Annotated in this window: 14 protein-coding genes; 8 read left to right on the top strand and 6 right to left on the bottom strand. The window is 41.0% G+C overall.

The window, feature by feature from the left end; genetic code table 11:
• Positions 1-332: 332 nt before the first annotated feature.
• From FIU21_RS01805 to FIU21_RS01785, 5 genes are all read right to left on the bottom strand, one after another.
• Entirely contained in the window at positions 333-2720 is a 2388-nt protein-coding gene (locus FIU21_RS01805) for a bifunctional dihydroorotate dehydrogenase B NAD binding subunit/NADPH-dependent glutamate synthase (protein WP_004359606.1), read from the bottom strand.
• Positions 2721-2890: 170 nt separating this feature from the next.
• Positions 2891-4180 carry a serine--tRNA ligase gene (gene serS / locus FIU21_RS01800; RefSeq protein WP_004359605.1) on the bottom strand — a complete coding sequence of 430 codons (1290 nt, stop codon included), beginning with the start codon at positions 4178-4180 and terminating at the stop codon, positions 2891-2893.
• Positions 4181-4636: 456 nt separating this feature from the next.
• Positions 4637-6136, bottom strand: coding sequence for a DUF5687 family protein (locus tag FIU21_RS01795; protein WP_004359604.1), 1500 nt, complete (start codon positions 6134-6136; stop codon positions 4637-4639).
• The gene (lolA1, locus tag FIU21_RS01790; protein ID WP_004359603.1) at positions 6137-6751 is read right to left on the bottom strand and encodes an outer membrane lipoprotein periplasmic chaperone LolA1; all 615 of its coding nucleotides are present in this window, start codon (positions 6749-6751) and stop codon (positions 6137-6139) included.
• 44 nt (positions 6752-6795) lie between these two features.
• On the bottom strand, positions 6796-9258 hold the full coding sequence (locus tag FIU21_RS01785) for an FtsK/SpoIIIE family DNA translocase (RefSeq protein ID WP_004359602.1): 2463 nt from the start codon (positions 9256-9258) through the stop codon (positions 6796-6798).
• Positions 9259-9361: 103 nt separating this feature from the next.
• Here FIU21_RS01785 and FIU21_RS01780 point away from each other — a divergent pair, with 103 nt between their 5' ends.
• From FIU21_RS01780 to tilS, 3 genes are all read left to right on the top strand, one after another.
• Positions 9362-10036 carry a 3'-5' exonuclease gene (locus tag FIU21_RS01780; RefSeq protein ID WP_004359601.1) on the top strand — a complete coding sequence of 225 codons (675 nt, stop codon included), beginning with the start codon at positions 9362-9364 and terminating at the stop codon, positions 10034-10036.
• A 149-nt stretch (positions 10037-10185) separates the two neighbouring features.
• Positions 10186-11388, top strand: coding sequence for a class I SAM-dependent rRNA methyltransferase (locus FIU21_RS01775; RefSeq protein WP_004359600.1), 1203 nt, complete (start codon positions 10186-10188; stop codon positions 11386-11388).
• Positions 11378-12748, top strand: a complete 1371-nt coding sequence (gene tilS, locus FIU21_RS01770) for a tRNA lysidine(34) synthetase TilS (RefSeq protein ID WP_004359599.1) — start codon at positions 11378-11380, stop codon at positions 12746-12748. The genes FIU21_RS01775 and tilS overlap by 11 nt, the downstream gene beginning before the upstream one ends.
• 165 nt (positions 12749-12913) lie before the next feature.
• Here tilS and FIU21_RS01765 read toward each other — a convergent pair whose 3' ends face one another.
• Complete coding sequence (locus tag FIU21_RS01765; RefSeq protein ID WP_231291315.1) at positions 12914-15241, bottom strand: outer membrane beta-barrel family protein; 2328 nt, start codon at positions 15239-15241, stop codon at positions 12914-12916.
• Between the two features lie 682 nt (positions 15242-15923).
• Here FIU21_RS01765 and FIU21_RS01760 point away from each other — a divergent pair.
• The 5 genes from FIU21_RS01760 (at position 15924) to nadC (ending at position 22239) form a co-directional block, all read left to right on the top strand.
• Positions 15924-17480 carry a sensor histidine kinase gene (locus FIU21_RS01760; RefSeq protein WP_004359597.1) on the top strand — a complete coding sequence of 519 codons (1557 nt, stop codon included), beginning with the start codon at positions 15924-15926 and terminating at the stop codon, positions 17478-17480.
• A 40-nt stretch (positions 17481-17520) separates the two neighbouring features.
• Positions 17521-18228 (top strand): response regulator transcription factor RprY, encoded by a 708-nt coding sequence (gene rprY, locus FIU21_RS01755; protein WP_004359596.1) that lies wholly within the window; start codon positions 17521-17523, stop codon positions 18226-18228.
• 475 nt (positions 18229-18703) lie between these two features.
• A complete protein-coding gene (nadB, locus tag FIU21_RS01750) occupies positions 18704-20293 on the top strand; it encodes an L-aspartate oxidase (RefSeq protein ID WP_004359595.1) in 1590 nt (529 codons plus the stop codon).
• Positions 20294-20364: 71 nt separating this feature from the next.
• Positions 20365-21357: a quinolinate synthase NadA gene (nadA, locus tag FIU21_RS01745; RefSeq protein WP_004359594.1), complete on the top strand. Its 993-nt coding sequence runs from the start codon at positions 20365-20367 to the stop codon at positions 21355-21357.
• 15 nt (positions 21358-21372) lie between these two features.
• Complete coding sequence (nadC, locus tag FIU21_RS01740; RefSeq protein WP_036885959.1) at positions 21373-22239, top strand: carboxylating nicotinate-nucleotide diphosphorylase; 867 nt, start codon at positions 21373-21375, stop codon at positions 22237-22239.
• Positions 22240-22396: the final 157 nt, after the last annotated feature.

Raw genomic sequence — 22396 nt, 5'->3', positions numbered from 1 at the left:
TAGGGTAGTTCTATTATTGCTTACCTCTTAATTTCAAAAACTAAAACAGTCGGATTGAAGAACTCAATCCGACTGTTTTGATTATAGGGTTTCGTACTATCCTGCACACGCTTCTCATATACTTTGTTTGTGAGTATATTGCCCTTTATTATGTGTACAGAAAGTAAGCTATTTATGCCTCTTTGCACATGTGTTGATGCTTCGCACGAATGGTGCTTACGTACAACACCATTGGTGCTAAGGCTTAGCACCAATGTTTATTGTTGTTGGAAAGGGAGTAACTGTTATTAAAAAAACGTGCTACTAACCAATACAAGCAACAAGCAGGGTGATTAGTGGGCTGCTAATAATTGTTCTGCCATGTTTGCAGCGGCTCTTCTTCCGTCTCCCATGGCAAGGATGACGGTTGCACCACCACGTACAATGTCACCACCAGCAAAGATTTCTGGCTGTGAACTCTGCATCTGTTCGTTGACAACAATCGTGTCTTTGCGACCTAACTCAAGTCCTTTTACAGACTTAGGTACCAATGGGTTAGGTGATACACCTACGGCAACGATGACCTGATCGCACTCGACTGTGACGGTCTCACCAGTCAATTCAGGACGACAGCGACCACTTGCGTCTGGTTCTCCGAGTTTCATCACGTCTAAGACGGCAGCACATACACGGCCCTTCTCATCTGCCTTATATTCCTGTGGATTATGAAGTGTGAGGAAGTTAATACCCTCTTCTTTAGCATGTTTCACCTCTTCAAGACGTGCTGGCATCTCGGCTTCAGAACGACGATAGACGAGTGTGACGTCTGCGCCTAATCGTTTGGCAGTACGACAAGAGTCCATAGCAGTGTTACCACCACCGATAACCAAGACTTTCTTACCCATAATAATAGGTGTGTCGGTCTCTGGATTGGCTGCGTCCATGAGGTTTACACGTGTCAGATACTCGTTACTTGAAAGGATATTGATAGCGTTCTCACCTGGAATACCCATGAAGTTAGGCAATCCGGCACCTGAACCAACGAAGATACCCTTGAAGCCTTTCTCTTTTAAGTCTTCTATGCTGATGGTCTTACCGACGACAGTATCGGTCTGGAAGTGTACGCCTATGCGACGAAGATTATCTATTTCGACATCAACAATCTTGTTTGGTAGACGGAACTCAGGGATACCATATTTCAATACACCGCCAATCTCGTGTAGTGCCTCAAATACATAAACCTCGAAGCCACGCTTAGCCATATCGCCAGCAAAGCTTAATCCTGCAGGGCCAGAACCGATAACAGCTACCTTGATACCATTGGATGGCGCAACGTCTGGCAATGCCATGTGTCCACTTTCACGCTCGTAGTCGGCTGCGAAACGCTCAAGATAACCGATAGCTACGGCTGGTGAGTTCATCTTCAAGTGGATACAACGGCTCTCACATTGCTTCTCTTGTGGACAAACACGGCCACATACGGCTGGTAGGGCAGATGTTTCCTTGAGTATCTTGGCTGCTTCGAGGAAGTCGCCACGCTCTATATTCTTAATGAAGTCTGGTATGTGAATGTTTACAGGACAGCCCTCTACGCAAGAAGGTTTCGGACAGTCAAGGCAACGTTTAGCCTCTTGCATAGCCATCTCTGGGGTTAATCCGATATTTACTTCCTCTAAACGAGTCTTCGCACGATAGTCGGCATCCAGCTCTGGCATCTTCACACGCTCAATAGCTGTGCGCTCCTTTGGCTTTAGGGCTTTACGTAATGTGGTGCGCCAATCGGCTCCCTCCATTTCTTCTGATAGGTGGGCTGTAGGTGATGAAGTGTTTTCTTCTTGACAGTTTGCTGCTCCATTTTCTGCGTTGTTCTTATCTCCTGTCTTCCCTTGAGCCTCTTTTCCCAACTTATTTTCCGTCAGGCACTCCCCTCCTTCGGAGGGGTTGGGGGAGGTCTCAAGCTCCTTAAACGTCCCCATTCGCTTGAACATCTCGTCCCAGTCGACGAGGTCGCCATCGAATTCAGGACCATCAATGCAGACAAAGCGAGTCTTACCACCAATCGTCAGACGGCAAGCACCACACATACCTGTTCCGTCCACCATAATAGTATTGAGTGAAACATCGTTAGGAATGCCGTATTTCTTAGCTAAAAGAGAGGTGAACTTCATCATGATAGGAGGTCCGATAGCTAACACCTTGTCTACGTGTTCGCGCTGTATCACCTTTTCTACGCCCACGGTTATGACACCTTTCTCTCCGTAGGAACCATCATCGGTCATGATGATAACCTCATCAGAGTATTTCTTTACGTCATCTACCATGATGACTAACTCCTTAGTACGACCGGCGAGGACAGAGATTACTCTGTTGCCAGCTTTCTTTAGTGCTGTAAGAATAGGGAGAATGGCAGCGATACCAATACCACCACCCGCACAGATAATCGTACCGTAGTTCTCAATATGGGATGGAGTACCGAGTGGTCCGACAATATCAACAATCTCATCGCCTTCATTCAACTGGCAAAGTTTTGTTGATGAGCGTCCTACCTCTTGGATAACCATGGTGAGCGTACCCTTTACTGGGTCCGATTTCGCAATGGTGTAAGGTACACGTTCGCTGTGGTTGTCAACACGCACGATGATAAAGTTACCTGGACGGCAGCTTCGTGCAATGAGCGGTGCTTCTACTTCTAAGCAGAAAACCTTCTCTGAAAACTGTTGTTTACGGATAATCTTGTTCATGGAGTGGTAATAGATATGAAAAGTACTGACCCTATGTGTTCTTTATACTTTGGGTGTTCTTCTATTGTAAAGAGTCGTATAAAAGATTGATAAGGGTAAGTAGCTTTTGTTGTTTTATTAGTTGTTCGCGGTAATAATGCCCCTCCTTTTTAAGGGAGGGGCTGTATTCTTTAGTCCATCTTGTCATCGAGCATCTCGAAACCACAGTAAGGAACGAGTACCTTTGGTACACGAATACCCTCTGGGGTCTGGTTGTTCTCGATGATAGCTGCAACGATACGTGGCAGAGCAAGGGCTGAACCATTCAGTGTGTGACAGAGTTCAATCTTCTTATCCTCGGCATGACGGAAACGACAATGCAGACGATTTGCCTGATAGCTTTCGAAGTTTGACACGCTTGACACCTCCAACCAACGCTCTTGTGCAGCACTCCACACCTCAAAGTCATAGCAGAGAGCAGCTGTAAAGCTAATGTCTCCACCGCAAAGACGGAGGATGTGATAAGGCAATTCGAGCTTCTTTAAAAGACCTTCAACGTGGTCTAACATTTCATCCAATGACTGATAAGAGTGCTCTGGCTTATCGATACGTACAATCTCAACCTTATCAAACTGGTGTAAGCGGTTCAAACCACGTACGTCCTTACCATAGCTACCAGCCTCACGACGGAAACAAGCAGAGTAAGCACAACGCTTAATAGGCAGGTCTTGTTCGTTGAGAATCTCGTCACGGAAGATATTTGTTACAGGAACCTCAGCTGTTGGGATGAGATAGAGGTCGTCAAGATTAGCATGATACATCTGTCCCTCCTTATCTGGCAACTGACCAGTAGCCTGACCAGACTCCTGATTTACTACCAATGGTGGCTGTACTTCCAAGTAGCCACTCTTACGAGCTTCATCGAGGAAGAATGCCTCTAAGGCACGTTGGAAGCGTGCCATCTTACCGATATAGAGTGGGAAACCAGCACCAGTAATCTTCACACCAAGATCGAAATCTACCAAGTTAAACTTCTTCAGCAAGTCCCAGTGGCACAATGCGTCAGCAGGTAGGTTTGGCTTCTCGCCCCCTTCCTTTACAACAACATTATCCTCAGCATCCTTACCTTCAGGTACAATCTCGTTAGGGATGTTAGGAATTGTCAGTAACACGTCTGTCATATCCTTCTGAGCCATATCCATTATCTCTTGAAGAGCCTTGTCAGAAGATTTTAATAGTGCTACCTCTTCCTTTATCTTGTCAGCTTCGTCTTTCTTTCCTTCTTTCATCAGTCCACCAATCTGCTTCGAGAGCTGATTCTGCTGCTGCTTGTTTGTGTCAAGCTTCTGCTGAGTCTCACGACGCAAACGGTCATATTCCAATACTTTCTCAATTGCCTCACGTGCACCTTTGAAGTGTTTCTTCTCCAGTCCTTTGATGACGCGTTCAGTTTCTTCACTGATGAGCTTTAATGTAAGCATAACGTTCTAATCTTTATTTTAATTTGTTTCTGAGAGCAAAGTTACGAAAAAACTTCTATAAGTCAAAAACATTTATATTACTTATTTTGTTCTGTGTTGAGTTGAATTAACTATAGTTGTTTTTCTAATGATTGTAGATATTTTCCTGTTAAGAGAAGAGTTTCTTTGATTATATTGGCTATGCTTGGTTTATAAGTATTCCTCTTGTCACCTTATTCATTGTTATTTGGCGGTTCTATTCACCCTAAAGTTCATTTTGTTTTTAGTACTTTTATTGTGGGGTTGAGGCTGCGCACATATTGTGCTCACGCTTAGCACATGTGGTGCTCATGCTTAACACATGTGGTGTTGATGCTTAGTACTATGTAAAAGGTGGTGAAGATGATGCGAGTTGTGAGTGATTACCCAGTCTAACTGCCCATTTTTGGTTTTGGTTTTAACGGAAAGTTGTTTTCTTTATCTACTCTTCTGAAACCCTTCAAGTTGTTCGTATTGGTTGTCTTTCATCTTTCGGCTGATACTACTAATCCAACGACGGTGAGTGGTTATGAAGATGATACCAAGGAGGGAGAGGATAGTATTAGAGAGGATAGGTTGGTTTAGCCACCATGTACCTAATGCGGTAATTGGGAATGGACTGATGATGGTAATGATTGTAACGATGAGTTGTATATAGTTAGTATTCGCATTCTTGCCCGTGTGGGTAGCTTGCATAGAGAATGTTACCTTATTATATATTGCCATTTGAAATAGAATACGATAGGCGACGCCAGCTGCAAAGAGGGCATAAGATAATATTGTCCAAAAGCTTATCTTCCCAATTAGAGCTACAGGGAGGAAAGCGAGCAGCGGTATCAAGAGTAGGGCAGTATAGAAATAATACTTTGCAAGCAAAAGATTTTGGATACTATTACGCTGTATCAGTAGGCATTCATAGTAATTTCCTTCATAACACATGATTCTTGAGAGTGAGCTTAGTCCGTAGATGATAAAGCTATAGTAGACAAAGCCGTTAATCTTAACCATATCACTCTCAGGGTCAAAGGCTGTGATTAGACTAAAGATAAAGATACCAAAGGTGTTGAGAAAGAAGAGCAAACGGAGTCTTTTGTTGCGTAGAATACCCCACACTTCAATCTTAAGATACTCACCAATCTGGTTGAATCGGTCGAAGAAAGTAAGGTTTATGCTATTTTTGTCATGTTTCACTGGTGCTGCTGTGTATTGCTCTTGGAGAATACGATGCTCAAGGACGTTGCGATTTAGCAATATCATTCCTATTAGAAGTAATATCATTACAGCATATATCCACACTTCTCCTCTTATCATTGCATTACCAATCTCTGCCCAACGGTGGAGGTAACCCTGTGAGGAAGGGAAGAAGATTGTTATTATGGCGATAAATAAATAGGTAAGAATAGGTATGAGCCAATACCACAGTCCACGTGCCGTCAGCACTTGTGTAAACTGGAAAAACTGTCCGTTGATAAGCAGAAGGAGGTAAAGTCCTGCTGTATAACCAATCATAGCCGATGCACCCAACTCTGGAATGAGCGTTTTGATACCAAAGGGAATACAGATAAAGAGAAAGTTTACATTCTTGAAAACTATCAGTTGTCGCAGAATCAGATAGTCTGTATAGCTATGTTTGGGCAGCGGTAAGAGTAGATAAGGACGGATATGCATCAGTAATCGGTGGTCTGTCGTATATCTGAAAATATAATCAATGAACAGAAACACAGGTATTAGGGCATAGATGAAACGATAGCCGCCAAGATTATCCTCGATAACGAGGTCTGCCAATTCACATCCAATCCATACAAAATAAGCACAAAGAAAAATAGCCAACACGTAGTAAAAGTACTTTGCTACGTTGTTGGCTTGCCATATTTTATTTCTTCTACCCGATAGGCAGAAGTGCTTATGTAATGTTTGTATAGCTTCCCAGTAAGTCATTTATCTCAAGTCTATCACCTCAGCAGACGGATAGTTCTTCTTGTTGAAAGTAAAGATATTGTCTGAAAGGTTCTTGCGCTGAATACCAGAAACGGTGATAGTAGTCCACTTATTAGCCTGCTTAATCTTAATCTTTTGTAGCTGATAGGCTTTGCTTATAGTTACATAAGTCTCAGGAATATTACGTTTTGGATTGGTTGCCTTCATGTGTACCACGTAAGAACCACCTTCATTTGTCATTGAAAGGTTGTAACCCTGACGATACAATGTCATCAATGCGTAAGGGTTCATTGAAAGACGCTGTGCTTCAGTAGGTGTAGAAACATTCACTTCGTCAGTAGATTTCATATATGACCATTGTGTTATACCATTAAACCATACAGTTGTCTGTGGCGTTGTGGCAACAAACTTAACACCTTTCACAGAAATAGTACCGGCAGTTCTACCTACAGCACCGGGTCTGGAAAGTGCAAAGCGAGCCGTAAAACCACCCAAGTTAGAAATGTTAGCTGCAGCTTTATCCATACAAGCCTTAGCCTGATTAGCATTCTGTGCGAAAATACTATTTGCCATAAAGATGGCTACGAACAATAGCAAATATTTAATCTGTTTCATTGTTTTATCTTTTTTATTCTGATTTCCTATACTTTTATTCTTAGTTATCCACGTAGGATGGTAAGCATATTATCAAGACTTACCTCGTCGCTTATCAGTACCTCACGTGGCTTGGAGCCCTTTGCTGCACCAACGATACCTGCTTTCTCCATTTGATCCATCAGTCGACCAGCACGGTTGTAACCAATAGACAGGCGACGTTGAATCATACTTGTAGAACCTTGTTGGCTGACAACAATAGCACGTGCAGCCTCTTCAAACAATGGATCAAGGTTGTGAGTGTCCAGTGAGCCACCACCTCCAGCTTCGTCTTCAGACAATGGTTCTGGGATTTCTAATGGGCGAACCGGTCCTGGTTGATTAGCAATGAACTTGGTAATGTTCTCTACTTCAGGAGTATCAACAAAGGCACACTGTACACGAACAGGGTCAGCACCATTGAGATAAAGCATATCACCACGTCCAACAAGCTGTTGTGCACCTGGTCGGTCGAGGATGATACGTGAGTCCATCATCGCTCCAACACGGAAAGCAATACGTCCAGGGAAGTTTGCTTTGATGTTACCAGTGATAATTGTTGTTGTTGGTCGCTGGGTTGCAATAATCATGTGAATACCGATAGCACGTGCCAACTGTGCGATACGTGTAATAGGCATCTCCACTTCCTTGCCCGCAGTAAGAATCAAGTCACCGAACTCATCAATGATGACAACGATGTATGGCATGAACTCATGACCTTCTTCTGGGTTCAGTTCGTGTCTGAGGAACTTCTGATTATATTCCTTTATATTTCTAACACGAGCCGCCTTCAGTAAGTCATAACGCTCATCCATCAACACACAAAGACCTTTCAATGTCTTTACAACCTTCTGAACGTCTGTGATGATTGGTTCATCTTCATTCTCCTCAACAGCTGCCATGAAAGGTTTGGCTATAGGAGAGTAAACGCTGAACTCTACCTTCTTTGGGTCAACCAGTACAATCTTTAGCTCATTAGGATGCTTTTTATAAAGAAGGGAGGTGATAATAGCATTCAGACCGACTGACTTACCCTGTCCGGTAGCACCCGCAACGAGTAGGTGAGGAATCTTAGCAAGGTCGACCATGTACACCTCATTGGTGATAGTCTTACCCAATGCGATTGGTAACTCCATTGTAGAGTCTTGGAACTTGCGTGAGTTCAGAATAGAGAACATTGACACAATGTTTGGCTTAGCATTTGGTACCTCAATACCAATCGTACCCTTGCCTGGCATTGGAGCAATGATACGGATACCGATAGCCGCCAAACTCAGCGCAATATCATCTTCAAGGTTCTTTATCTTAGAGATGCGAACACCCTGGGCAGGTGTAATCTCATAGAGAGTAATCGTTGGGCCGACTGTTGCACGAATACTACGAATCTGTACACCAAAGTCGTTTAACACCTTGATAATACGGTCTTTGTTTGCTTCTAATTCCTCTTGACTAACGTAGTTGGTCTTAGAATCAGAAGTATATTCCTTTAATAGGTCAAGTGAAGGGAACTTCCACTTTGTAAATGGCTCACGAGGATTGATAGGAGTCAGTGGAAGGTTGTTGTTAGCAAGCGTCTTGCTATTTGCTTTCTCCTCAACTTTCTCCTCCTCAACTTCAAAGCCTGGACCTTCTTTCTCTGCTGTATTCTTAGCCTTGTCACTACCATTAGGTGAATAGAGTGAGTCTGGTTCTTGTTGAACGATTGCAGGCTCTGTTGGTAAGTCGATAGGTTCTGCGAGGGTTGGATCAACATATTCTGCTGGTTCTACAGGTTCTTCCTCAATAACTACCTCATCATCATAGACGTTTTCAGTGTTGTCTCCCTTACTATCATGTACCACCGTAAACTTCACTTTGTCACGAATATACCCAAATGGGTTAATCATCTTGCGTACGACAGTAATCGTTTCGGAAGTAAGATAAGTGAGATAAGCCAACATGATAATCACCAATATAGCGATTAACCCCGGTGTACCAACAAGGTTTTCCATGTATTGTACACAGAAAGCACCATGGTCTCCTCCTGGATTATAGACTTGGTCACCCATCAGTGGGGTAAGTGCTTTGGCAAAAGTAATAGACGACCATATCATTACCAAAGCCATACCCATGAACCATTTCGTTAGGTTTAGCTTTTTGTAGGCTCCCATCATACGGAGACCACAGAGTGCAATGAAGGCTGGAATAATAAAGGCTGGAATACCAAAACAGCGGGAAATAAGTCCGTATGATATGATTGCACCGAGTGAACCGCATACATTTTGGAAAACTCTACTTGTGTTTTCCACCTCTCCAGGACGAAGGTCTGTTACTAAACTTTGGTCTGCTGCACCTGTACTGAAATAGCTAAAAAAAGCTACACAGATATAGATGGCAACGCATAAAAGGATAAGTCCGGCAATAAATCCAGTCTTGTCGTTAATAATGTTATTTAGTCCGATCGCCTCGGTGAAAGTCTTTCTTTTATGTTCTGTTTTCTTCTTTGCCATTTATCGCTATTCTTTTATACTTGCAAAAGTAATAAATTAGTGCCACATAAGTGCCGTTTTTCAAACTTTTTTTTTAATTTTGCAAGTTAGTATGCAATCCGAAATGAGTACAGTATTATACAGTAGATTCGATAAAAGTAAAATATCACAGTTGCCAAGGGTTACTTTCCCAGGGAAGATTGTCGTTGTCTTAAATGAAGCTGAAGCTGAGAAGGCGGTTAATTATTTGCTTTCTAAGGACATTATCGGTATTGATACGGAAACGCGTCCTGTCTTTAAGAAAGGGCAACGTCGTAAGGTTGCACTCTTGCAAGCCTGCGACCGTGAAGTGTGTTTCCTCTTTCGTTTGAATCTCATAGGTGTACCTGATTGTATTAAACGTTTTCTTGAAGATACAACAGTGCCTAAAGTGGGACTCTCTTTGGGCGATGATATGTTGATGTTGCATCAGCGACTCGACTTCAAGCCGGGTTATTTTATAGACCTTCAAGACTATGTTAAGTCGTTAGGTATTGAAGATATGAGTCTTCAGAAACTCTATGCAAATGTCTTTCAAGAGCGTATAACAAAACGTGAACAATTATCTAATTGGGAGAACGAGATATTAAGTGATAAGCAGAAAATATATGCTTCTACAGATGCTTGGACGTGTATCAAACTCTATGAGCGTCTGCATGAGTTGAAACATAGTGGTAATTACGAACTCGTTGTCGTTCCTCCAAAGGTGAAACCTACACCAGAAGAAATGGAGCATACACCAGAAGTGACATCAGAATAACATCTCTATGTAAATTATTTTCATGAAGATAATTTTTTTTTTTTCATGGAGAAAAAGATTTCTTTTCACGTAAATAAATATTTATCTTCATGAAAATAATTCGCGAATCGGCAAGAAGCGGAAACCAATAAACTCTAAAAAGGAACTTTATGTATAAGCAAGTATATTTGAAAAGGGGCAAAGAAGAGAGTCTTCTTCGCTTCCATCCATGGATCTTCTCAGGTGCTATCAACAAGATAGAAGAAGGACTTGAGGAAGGCGATATTGTGCGTGTGATGACGCATGATAAGAAGTTTATTGCTGTTGGTCATTTCCAGATAGGCTCTATTGCTATCCGTGTTCTCTCATTCCACGACGTAAAGATAGATGATATGTTTTGGGAAAGTCGTTTGAAAGCGGCTCTTCAAGTGCGTCAGGCGATTGGTGTAATTCGAGAAGAATCAACAGGAACAGGACTGTTCCCAAACACAACATACCGTCTTGTTCATGGTGAGGGCGACAATCTTCCAGGATTGATTATTGACATATATGGCAAGACTGCCGTTATGCAAGCCCATTCTGTAGGTATGCACGTATGCCGTGAGGTAATTGCAAAAGCCCTTGTTAAAGTAATGGGCGATAAGTTGGACAGCATCTATTATAAGAGTGAGACAACGCTTCCTTACAAGGCGGATCTTGGTCAAGAGAATGGTTTTATCTATGGAGATACTGACAATAACATAGCGATTGAGAATGGCTTAAAGTTCCATATTGACTGGTTGAAAGGTCAGAAGACGGGTTTCTTTATCGATCAGCGTGAGAACCGCTCTCTCTTGGAGTATTATGCGAAGGGAAGAAGTGTACTAAATATGTTCTGTTACACGGGTGGCTTCTCTGTTTATGCTATGCGTGGCGGTGCAGAAGTGGTGCATTCTGTTGACAGTTCTGCTAAGGCTATTGAGTTGACTAATAAGAATGTAGAACTCAACTTCCCTAATGATTCACGCCATGAGGCAATCTGTGAGGATGCTTTCAAATATCTTGACGATAACGATGGCAAGTATGATCTTATCATTCTTGACCCACCTGCCTTTGCAAAGCATCGTAACGCATTGAAGAATGGTTTGCGTGGTTATACCCGATTGAACGTCAAAGGATTTGAAAAGATTAAGCCGGGAGGAATCTTATTTACCTTTAGTTGCTCACAGGTAGTCACAAAGGACAACTTCCGACAGGCTGTCTTTACTGCTGCTGCACAAGCTGGACGTAAGGTGCGCATCCTGCATCAGATTCATCAGCCTGCTGATCATCCAATTAATATTTATCATCCAGAAGGCGAATATTTGAAGGGTCTGGTCCTTTATGTTGAATAAAATCAAACGATTCATAGCTTCTGAGCATCTGCTACAAGTAGATGCTCTTTATTTAGTAGCGCTGTCTGGTGGTGCAGATAGTGTTGCCCTTTTGCTATGTCTCAAGGAGTTGGGCTATCGTGTTGAGGCTGTTCATTGCAATTTCAATTTGCGTGGAGAGGAGAGTCTGAGGGATGAACAGTTTTGTGAGGACCTTTGTCAACGTGAGAATATCCCATTCCATAAAGTCCATTTCGATACACAGGCTTATGCCGATTTGCATAAGGTGAGCATTGAGATGGCTGCACGTGAACTGCGTTATCGTTATTTTTTTCAGTTGAAAGAGGCGTTAGGTGCTAACGGAGTATGTGTAGGGCATCATAAAGAAGACTCTGTAGAGACAATTCTCATTAACCTTGTTCGTGGAACAGGATTGAGTGGTTTGATGGGTATTCGTCCTCGTAATCATGATGTTATTCGTCCATTACTTTGTGTAACACGCCAAGAAATTGAAGATTATCTTCGTCAACAAGCTGTTTCCTTTGTTACTGATAGCACTAACCTAATAGATGATGTAGTGCGGAATAAGATTCGGTTGAATGTCCTTCCACAGTTATCTGAGATTAACCCATCGGTTAAGGATGCTATTCTTACTACTGCCAATCATCTCTCTGAGGTAGATGCTATTGTGCAGGAGTCGCTCAAAGAGGCTTTTGGGAAGGCTGTTTGCTTTATCAATTCTGTAACTCAAGTTAGTTCAAACAGTTTAAGTAATGAACCTTTCCAGCTCAACTTGTCTGTTATTCGTGCGTTTCCTTCTCCTTCTTATCTCCTCTTTTATATACTAAAACCACTCGGTTTTTCATCATCTCAGATTGCAGAGATGGTTTCACATCTTGATGGACAGACGGGGCAGCTGTGGTATTCTCCATCGCATGAGGTAACACATGATCGTGGTGTTTTCATGGTTTTACCTCGTGAGGAAACTGAACCACGTCACCTTGTTATCCCTGAAACAGGGCGTTATGTCTATGATGAGCAATTGTCTCTTCGACTGACTGAACGAGCATTGACACCTTCTTCAAACGTTTCATTCTCAAAGGTTCCTACTGTTGTTGACCTTGATGCATCCTCTATCCGATTTCCTTTGACCTTAAGACGTGTTGCAGAGGGCGATCGATTTACTCCTCTTGGCATGCGTGGTACTCAACTAATGAGTGATTTTCTCACCAATCTCAAACGTAACCGCTTTGAGAAACGTAACCAGTTGGTCCTTCTTGATGCTACAGGTACTATCCTTTGGGTCCTCGGTCTTCGTATCAATGACCGTTTTAAGTTGACCCCACAGAGCACTTCTTGCCTACAGATAGAGATCTTGTAATGTAGAAGAACTTTCTGTTTATTCTAATCTTTATCTACTTGTGTAGTGAAGGAATGGGCTTAAAATAATCATAAACAAAATGGTCGACCATTTCTGTTTTTACAGAAAGGGTTGACGTTTTTTGCAAAAAAGGTTGACCGTTTTAATCAAAAAGGTAGCAGATAGCTACAGACGTTCTGCCTCCTTTACTTTGTTCTTATTTGTTTCAAACTTTCTACTTCCGAAATTGTAATGTACACGGAAGATAACTTGGCGGCTTTCACTGTTCCCCCAAATGTCTAAATTCAATGCTCCCTTACGTCCATAGCTATCCCAACGCTCAGTGTGAAGTAGGTCGGTAATCATCAAAGATAGGGAGAGCTTGTCTCGGAGTAATCGTTTACTCAGTCCGATATCTATACTTCCACTTGGTTTGAAAACCTCATAACTTCTGCCTTGTCGTTTACTTGCGTATCTTGCTGACAGTTCCATACGAACTTTTGCAGGTAGTTGTATGTCGTTTGAAAGTGAAAGATTGCATGAGGGGCGCCGGTAGTCTTCTTTATAAGATTCATAATCAAGATGGTTGATAAAGTAGTAAGCACCGATGTTTGCACTTACATCCCACCACGAGGTGAGACGTTTGTTATAGATAAGGTCAAGTGCCAGCTGTTTCTGTTTACCAATATTCTTGGTTGTCATGACTATGCAGTCTTTCTTGTATGCATCGGGAAGCTGCGTAAAATAGTTGTTTAGCTGATTGTAAGAGAGCGTTACACTAAGATTATTCTTTGTGTAATCTAAAGATATTCTATGATTTATTTGTGGCTGAATAAATGGATTCCCTTTCCAATAGGTTAGTTCATCTAATAGATATTCAATGGGGTTAAGGTCTTCGTATCTTGCTTTGTCTTGCCGTTTACTGTAGGCAAGTGTGAGCTTTGCTTTGTTGTTAAGATCATAACTGATAGAAAGATTAGGAAAGAGTCTTGTGTGATTGTTCTTATTCTCCTCCATCAGTTTTCCGTCCAAATAGGATTCTAAAGTCCCGATAGTCTGCATATATTCAATCCGCATACCTGCAGTTGCCTGTATATGTTTCCACTTCTGGGCATATTGTATATAGCCTTCAAGGTTTGACTCTTGGTAGGTAAACCTGTTAGACCTTGTGTTGTCAAGCACACCTTTTGCATAGAAGCCAAAGCGATTGTTACTTTCTACCTTGGCAGCTTTAATACCTGTAAGGAGCTCTCCGTCATGGCTATTCTTCAGTTTATAGTCAATAGCAGATGATATGATGTTTATATTCTTCTTGGATTTAGCTGGATAGTTGTCTTCCCTTAGTAATGTTCCATTTGGAGAGTAAAACGTATTAGGCTGATTGTTATTACTTACAACATCAACGTGAATCCAATCTGCATTTGCAGTGATGGTCTGCTGTTCTGTAATATTGAACTGATAGCCTATGCCTGTCGTATATTTTGTATTCTCTTGTTTGGTATAATCATTCCTTGCTTTAAGTATTTCATGAAGCGTGTCTCTACCTTTATATATCCAAGTAGTTGTTGCTGTCACTCCGGGACCTGTTAAGGCATCAACTGATGCATTTAGCATAAGTTTGTGTTTCTTGTTAGGTTGGAATACAAAAGCCAGTCCCCCTGCGTAAGTGTTACGCTTGTCTGTATCATTGGTCTCTGAGAAGTTTCGGTCTCCTTCTTGCATTCTATCAGTACCATACTCCATGTCATAGTGTCCAATGTTATGACTATAGTTAATGCCCAGCTGCCATGTCTGTTTGTTATAAGTCATACTAAAATCAGAACTTTGGCGTATGTGATTCCAAAAAGACATACCATGAGAGGTCGAAATGTAAAGTCCTCGTTCGTTGTTGTCTTTTAGTTTTATGTCAATAATACCACTTGCCCCTTCTGAATCATAACTTGCATCAGGGTTGGTTGAAGTAGTTATGCTTGCAATGTTAGAAGATGGAATAGTACGCAGATAGGCTGTAAGCGTTTCACCTTGAAGTCGTATGCGTTTTCCGTTCACGTAAACGGCGGCATTGCCAAGGGCAGAAAGCGATAGATTTCCTTTATTATCAAGCCTTACACTTGGGGTGTGGCGCAGAACATCTAAAGAGTTGCCAAGGTTAGCAAGATAGGATTCTGCAACAGAAATGCTTATCTTCCCACTTTCCATTTTAATGAGTGAGCGTTGTTTGCGAGCTGTGACAATAACGTCTTTCAGCTCTGTACCGTCAGGATATAAATAGATGTTATAAATGGAATGGTTATTTGGAATGGAGAAAAGAATAGTAGTATCACGGCATCCGATAGCTCCGCAGTATAGTTGATAACTACCATCAATAAGGGTGTAATTAAACTTTCCGTCCGTCTCAGTTAGTCCATTGGCAATTACTTTTCCTGTCTTCTGATCAGAAATGATAATTGTTGCTGCATCAATAGGTTCCTTTGTTTGTTGTTGGATACTAAAGGTTACGGTCTGTTGAGCCATAAGATCAGATGTATTCAGCAACAATAGAGTTATAACTAAGATGATGTGTGTTGCGAAAGGTCTTGTTTGTAATCTTTGAATTGTCATGAGGTTTGTTATTTTTATAGTATACTAAGCACTCAACACGCTTGGTGTTTACCATCATCACCACTCGTGCTGGGCATCAACACATCGGTAAAATATGAGAAGTTAGGTTATTATTATCATTATAATATTGTAATAGATGAAAGATTAACTTATGTGAGAGATGTTTACTGGATAGCATATTAATTTATTTTTGTTTATAGGCAATAGGTTTAATGATTCTACAAAGATAATAAAATAATATTTTTCTTAGGTGTTTTTTGTATAAAAAATAAACGTTTTGTTTTCAGCTAATGCTTTTTATTGATTTATAGAAAGACTTACTTACTTTTGTTTTGTGAATCTAAACAAATGTTTTATTAGCTCTTTTACTTTCTTGTATATCTTTTGGAGTAATCAAAACTGTATGTTTAAAGATTATACTTGATAATTATTAAATTAAAAAGTAATATTTAGTTAACGAAAATCAATTATGAGTTATTTCTTAACTTTTAGATGTTAATTGTTTAAGGAAATCCTATCTTTGCATTCGAAAAATAAATATATGGTGCTGTGAGTGGAGTCTTTCCATGACCAGTATGAATATAAACAGAGAGTAATGAAGAAGAAAACAATTTGGACAATAGCCATAATCATGGGACTTTCGTTCCTTGGTTTGCTTCTGCTCCAGCTCAACTATATTGAAGAGATGGCTGAGATGAAGAAGGAACAGTTTGACGAATCTGTCAACCGTGCCCTCTATCAGGCATCACGCAATATGGAGTTGAATGAGACTCTTCGTTATTTGGAGGATGATGTAAACAAGAAGGAACGCTCACAAGACGACGAGCAGAGCACAGATAAAGATACATCTACTGCCGCACATCAGGCTCCTGTCACAGATGATCAAGGCGAACCCTATACCTCATTCGAGGCAAAGTTGCTTCAAGCAAAGCCTTCTTTGACACCAAAGGCTATGATTCTGCGCAATGATAGTAGTACATTGTCTGCTACAAAGCGTAATATGCAGGAGATTGTTCGCAATCGTTATGTCTATCAGAAGGCGATGTTGGAAGAGGTGATTTACAATATCCTTTATTCCGCTTCAGACAAACCATTGCGCAATAGAATCAACTTCAAGCTGTTGGATCAAGACTTAAAGGCGGAGATGATGAACAATGGAATCAATATTCCTTATCATTTCACGGTGACGACACAAGACGGTCGAGAGGTTTATAAATGTCCTGATTATGTAAGTGATGGTGAGGAGAATACTTATTCTCAGGTGTTGTTCCGTAACGACCCTGTAAACAGAATGGGTGTTGTAAAGGTTCATTTCCCACAGATGAACAACTACATCTTCTCCAGTGTACGGTTTATGATTCCGTCAATCATCTTTACTTTCGTACTGTTGGTTACCTTTATCTTCACGATTGTAACTATCTTCCGACAGAAGCGGTACAGTGAGATAAAGAATGACTTTATCAATAACATGACGCATGAGCTTAAGACGCCTATCGCAAGTATCTCTTTGGCAGCTCAGATGATGAACGATAAGACGTTGACAAAGAGTCCGAAGATGATAGAACACTTAGGAGGTGTTATCAATGATGAGTCAAAACGTTTGCGTTTCCTTGTTGAGAAGGTACTACAGATGAGTATGTACGACCGTAAGAAGGCTGTTCTAAAGAAGAAATACACCGACCTTAACGAGATGGTTGAGACGATTGCTCACTCCTTTAGTTTACGTGTTGAGCATACTGGCGGTAAGGTGTATACAGAGATCGAAGCGGTTGATTCGCTCATGTATGTTGATGAAATGCATTTCCAGAATGTTATTTTTAACCTCTTGGATAATGCAGTTAAATATGCGAAACCCGACCAACCATTAGATGTCTATTTGAAGACTTGGAATACGAATGAGAATCTCTATCTCTCAGTTCGTGATACTGGTCAAGGAATAAAGAAGGAGAACTTAAAGAAGATCTTTGATAAGTTCTACCGTGTTCACACTGGTAATCTTCACGATGTCAAAGGCTTTGGATTAGGCTTGGCATATGTAAAGAAAATGGTTGACTTACATGAAGGTGAGATTAAGGTGCTGAGCGAATATGGTAAAGGAACAAAATTCGTCATTAAACTCCCCGTTATTCGCGATGAGGAGGATGAAGAATAAAAGATAATTAAGAGTATAAACAATTTAATACGTATAAGTTATGGATGATAAATTGAAAATTCTGTTGTGTGAAGACGATGAGAATCTCGGAACACTGTTGAGTGAATATCTGCAGGCAAAAGGCTTTCAGGCTGACCTCTGCCCTGATGGTGAGGTTGGTTACAGAGCCTTCTTGAAGAGCAAGTATGATATCTGTGTGCTTGATGTTATGATGCCAAAGAAGGATGGTTTTACCCTTGCACAGGAGATTCGTCAGGCAAATGCAGAAGTTCCTATCATCTTCCTTACTGCAAAGCAGTTGAAAGAGGATATCTTGGAAGGTTTCAAGATTGGTGCTGATGATTATATCACTAAGCCATTCTCTATGGAGGAACTCGTATTCCGTATTGAGGCTATCCTCCGTCGTGTAAGAGGAAAGAAGACCAAGGAGTCAACAATGTACACCATTGGTCGCTTTACTTTCGATACACAGAAGCAGTTGCTTACACTGGATAACAATCCTGAGAAGGCTACTAAGCTTACGACAAAGGAGAATGAGTTGCTCGCTTTGCTTTGCGCACACTCTAACGAGATTCTTCAGCGTGATTATGCTTTGAAGACTATTTGGATTGACGATAACTATTTCAATGCACGTTCAATGGATGTTTATATCACTAAGTTGCGTAAGCATTTGAAACCAGACCCACAGGTTGAGATTATCAATATTCACGGTAAGGGTTATAAACTCATCGTTCCAGACGAGCAGTAAAAACTTTATTCTGTAAGTTTCTCTTTACAGAACCACTAAATATTAACGCTATTCTTTCCTCTTTTAAGGGGATTGAATAGCGTTTTTTCTTGTTCAATATGGAAGTGGAAGGATAAGGATTTTGTATAAAGTAAAGATGAAAACCTCGTTAGTATATCATAAATTATAGTAATCCTTATTATGTGTTAGTACTCCGCACCAATGGTGTTAAGCCTTCGCACTATATGTGTTAAGCCTCCGCACATGATGTGCGCAGTATTCGGACAGCATATAAAAAGCATCAATACTGGGATTGGAAACGTGCTAAAAGAGGATTGCTTATACTTAATTCAGAGAAAAAGGTTCTCGTGTTTGATAGGAGAAGAAAAAGTTTTCTCATGCACGCATAAATATATATGCTCTTTTCTTACCATTGTTATGGTAATTTTTATTACTTTTGTACCGATTAATTTTTGATATCAGAAGGAATCATATTATGATACACAAATTCGATTTTCTGGTTATCGGTAGCGGTATAGCAGGAATGAGTTATGCACTGAGTGTGGCAAATAGTGGTAAGGGAAAGGTTGCCCTTGTTTGCAAAACTTCTTTGGACGAAGCCAATACGGCTAAAGCACAAGGAGGAATAGCAGCTGTAACGAACCTTGCCATAGACAATTTTGAGAAGCACATCAACGATACTATGGTCGCTGGTGATTATATTTCTGACCCTTTAGCTGTAAGACAAGTTGTGTGTAATGCGCCAGAAGCTATCAAAGCGCTTGTTAACTGGGGTGTAAATTTTGATAAGCATAAAGACGGTACATACGACCTACATCGTGAAGGAGGGCACAGCGACTTTCGTATTCTTCATCATGCTGATGATACAGGCTTTGAGATACAGCGTGGATTGATGAATGCGGTGAGAGCTAACCCAAATATTACAGTCTTCGAAAATCACTATGCTGTTGAGATTATCACGCAACACCACTTGGGTATAAAGGTGACACGCAGAACCCCAGATATAGAATGTTATGGTGCGTATATCCTCAATCCTGAAACGAAAAAGGTAGAAACCTTCTTAAGTAAAGTAACACTCATGGCTACAGGTGGAGTGGGGGCAGTCTACGCAATGACATCTAATCCAGTGATAGCTACTGGAGATGGTATTGCAATGGTTTATCGAGCAAAGGGAACGGTAAAGGATATGGAGTTCGTACAGTTTCACCCGACGGTTCTTTACAATCCTTCTGAGACGCATCCAGCATTTCTGATTACTGAGGCTATGCGTGGCTATGGTGGGGTGTTGCGACTTCCTAATGGTCAAGAGTTCATGCAAAAGTATGATAAACGTCTTTCTCTTGCTCCACGTGATATCGTTGCTCGAGCTATCGACCATGAGATGAAGATTCACGGACTAAATCATGTTTGTCTTGACCTGACACATAAGGATGCTGAAGAAACGAAGCGTCATTTCCCACATATCTATGAGAAGTGTTTGAGCGTTGGGATTGATATAACAAAAGAATATATCCCTGTTTGCCCCAGTGCTCACTATATGTGCGGAGGTATAAAGGTCGATTTGAATGCAGAAAGTTCTATTCATAGACTCTATGCTGTTGGTGAATGTTCATGTACGGGGTTGCATGGTGGAAACCGACTTGCCAGTAACTCGCTGATAGAAGCAGTCGTCTATGCTAAGTCTGCAGCAGAACATACGCTTCAAATGATTGACAACTATGACTTTAATACAAATATTCCTGAGTGGAACGATGAAGGCACAATGACCAATGAAGAGCATGTTTTAATCACACAGAGTATTAAGGAAGTTGGCGAAATCATGAGCAATTATGTTGGTATTGTTCGAAGTGATTTACGTTTGAAGCGTGCTTGGGCAAGACTCGACTTATTGTATGAGGAGACAGAAAGCCTATTTAAGCGTGTGACGGCAACGAAGGATATATGCGAACTCCGTAATATGATAAATGTCGGTTATCTGATAACACGACAAGCCATAGAGCGAAAGGAAAGTCGAGGATTGCACTACACAGTAGATTATCCGAAGCATGCATATGACGAGAAGTAGTAAAAGAGTATAGATAGATGATGAGAGAAGCACAATAACCATTGTACTCTCAGCTTATAATACAAAATAGAATGATTGAAAAAAAATGGCTGGAACAGGGCTTTATAGATGAACCTATTCCTGAAGGGACAGATGTGAAAACTGAAATTCGTCGAATGTGTAAGGAAAAGAATGCACTTATCATGGCGCATTATTACACAGAAGGCGTAATTCAGGAGTTGGCAGATTTTGTAGGTGATAGTTTGGCTTTGGCACAAAAGGCAGCTACTACAGATGCCGATATCATCGTTATGTGCGGCGTACATTTCATGGGTGAGACAAATAAAATCTTATGTCCTGAGAAGACTATACTCGTCCCTGACCTTAACGCCTCTTGTTCGTTGGCAGAGAGTTGTCCAGCCGATGAGTTTGAAAAGTTTGTAAAAGCACACCCTAATCATACCGTGGTAAGCTATGTCAATACAACTGCAGCAACCAAAGCTGTGACAGATGTTGTAGTGACGAGCAGTAATGCAAAGCAGATTGTTGAGTCTTTACCAAAGGATACTCCTATCATTTTTGGACCAGATAGGAACTTAGGACATTATATCAGCGAGCAAACAGGACGTGAGATGTTGCTTTGGGATGGTGCATGTGAAGTTCATGATAGGTTCTCTGTAGAGAAGATTCAGCAGTTAAAACGCGAACATCCTGCAGCAAAAGTACTGGCTCATCCTGAGTGTCCACCTACTGTACTCTGCTTAGCTGATAAGGTTGGAAGTACATCTGCCTTATTGAAGTATAGTGTTGAGAATGATGCTCAGGAGTTTATTGTGGTGACGGAGAGTGGTATTCTTGTTGAAATGCAGCGATTGGCTCCACAAAAGACCTTTATTCCTGCTCCTCCTAATGATAGCGATAGCCCTTGTAATGAGTGTGAGTATATGAAATATATTACTTTGAGGAAGCTGTATAATTGCTTGAAGTATGAGTGGCCTGCTATTGAGGTTGAGCCAGAAATGGCAAAGAGGGCTGTCAAATCAATTCATAGAATGTTGGATATCTCAAACAGATTAGGTTTATAATTTAAAGATATTATTATGTTGTCAGTAGAAGAACTAAACGATAAACTTATCGAACTCGCTTTCAGTGAGGATATAGGTGATGGTGACCATACAACGCTTTGCTGCATCCCTGCTGATGCTAAGGGTGAAAGTAGATTACTGATTAAGGAAGAAGGAGTCTTGGCAGGAGTTAATGTTGCTAAAAGGGTGTTCCATCTTTTTGACCCTGAACTACAGGTAGAAGTCTATGTAGAAGACGGTTCTCATGTGAAGCCTGGCGATATTGTTATGAGTGTGAAGGGTAGAACGCAGAGCCTTTTGCAGACAGAACGTCTTATGCTTAACATCTTACAGCGTATGAGTGGTATTGCAACGATGACCCATAAGTATCAGCAAGCACTCATTGATGCAGGTACGAAGACACGCGTTTTAGACACACGTAAGACGACTCCAGGTATGAGAATGCTGGAAAAAGAGGCTGTGAAGATTGGTGGTGGTATGAACCATCGCATTGGTCTCTTTGATATGATTCTTCTGAAAGATAATCATGTTGATTTCTGTGGTGGTGTACATAATGCGATCTCTATGGCAAAGCAGTATTGTAAGGACCATGGTAAGGATGATCTCAAGATAGAATGTGAGGTAAGAAACTTTACCGAGTTGGAAGAAGCATTGAGTGAAGGCTGCGACCGTATCATGTTTGATAATTTCACACCAGAGGATACTCGAAAAGCAGTTGAGATGGTTGCTGGACGCTGTGAGACGGAGTCAAGTGGTGGAATTACCTTTGACACGATGATTCCTTATGCGCAAGCTGGTGTTGATTTTATTTCCTTTGGTGCACTAACACATAGTGTTAAAGGACTTGATATGAGCTTCAAGGCTGTGGTTTCAAAAGACTAATTCTTAGTTAAATACCAATACCTCTGATTTCTTTTCATGAAGAAAAATATTTTTCTTCATGAAAAGAAATCTTTTTGTTCACGTAAATAAATATTTCTTTTCATGAAAGTAATTTGATAAGATAGAGTCTATAGAAGTAGAAAAAGGTACTCCAAGG

The sequence above is a fragment of the Prevotella melaninogenica genome, assembly GCF_013267595.1.
Taxonomy (GTDB): Bacteria; Bacteroidota; Bacteroidia; order Bacteroidales; family Bacteroidaceae; genus Prevotella; species Prevotella melaninogenica_D.
This window is presented reverse-complemented; position numbering and strand designations above follow the sequence as displayed.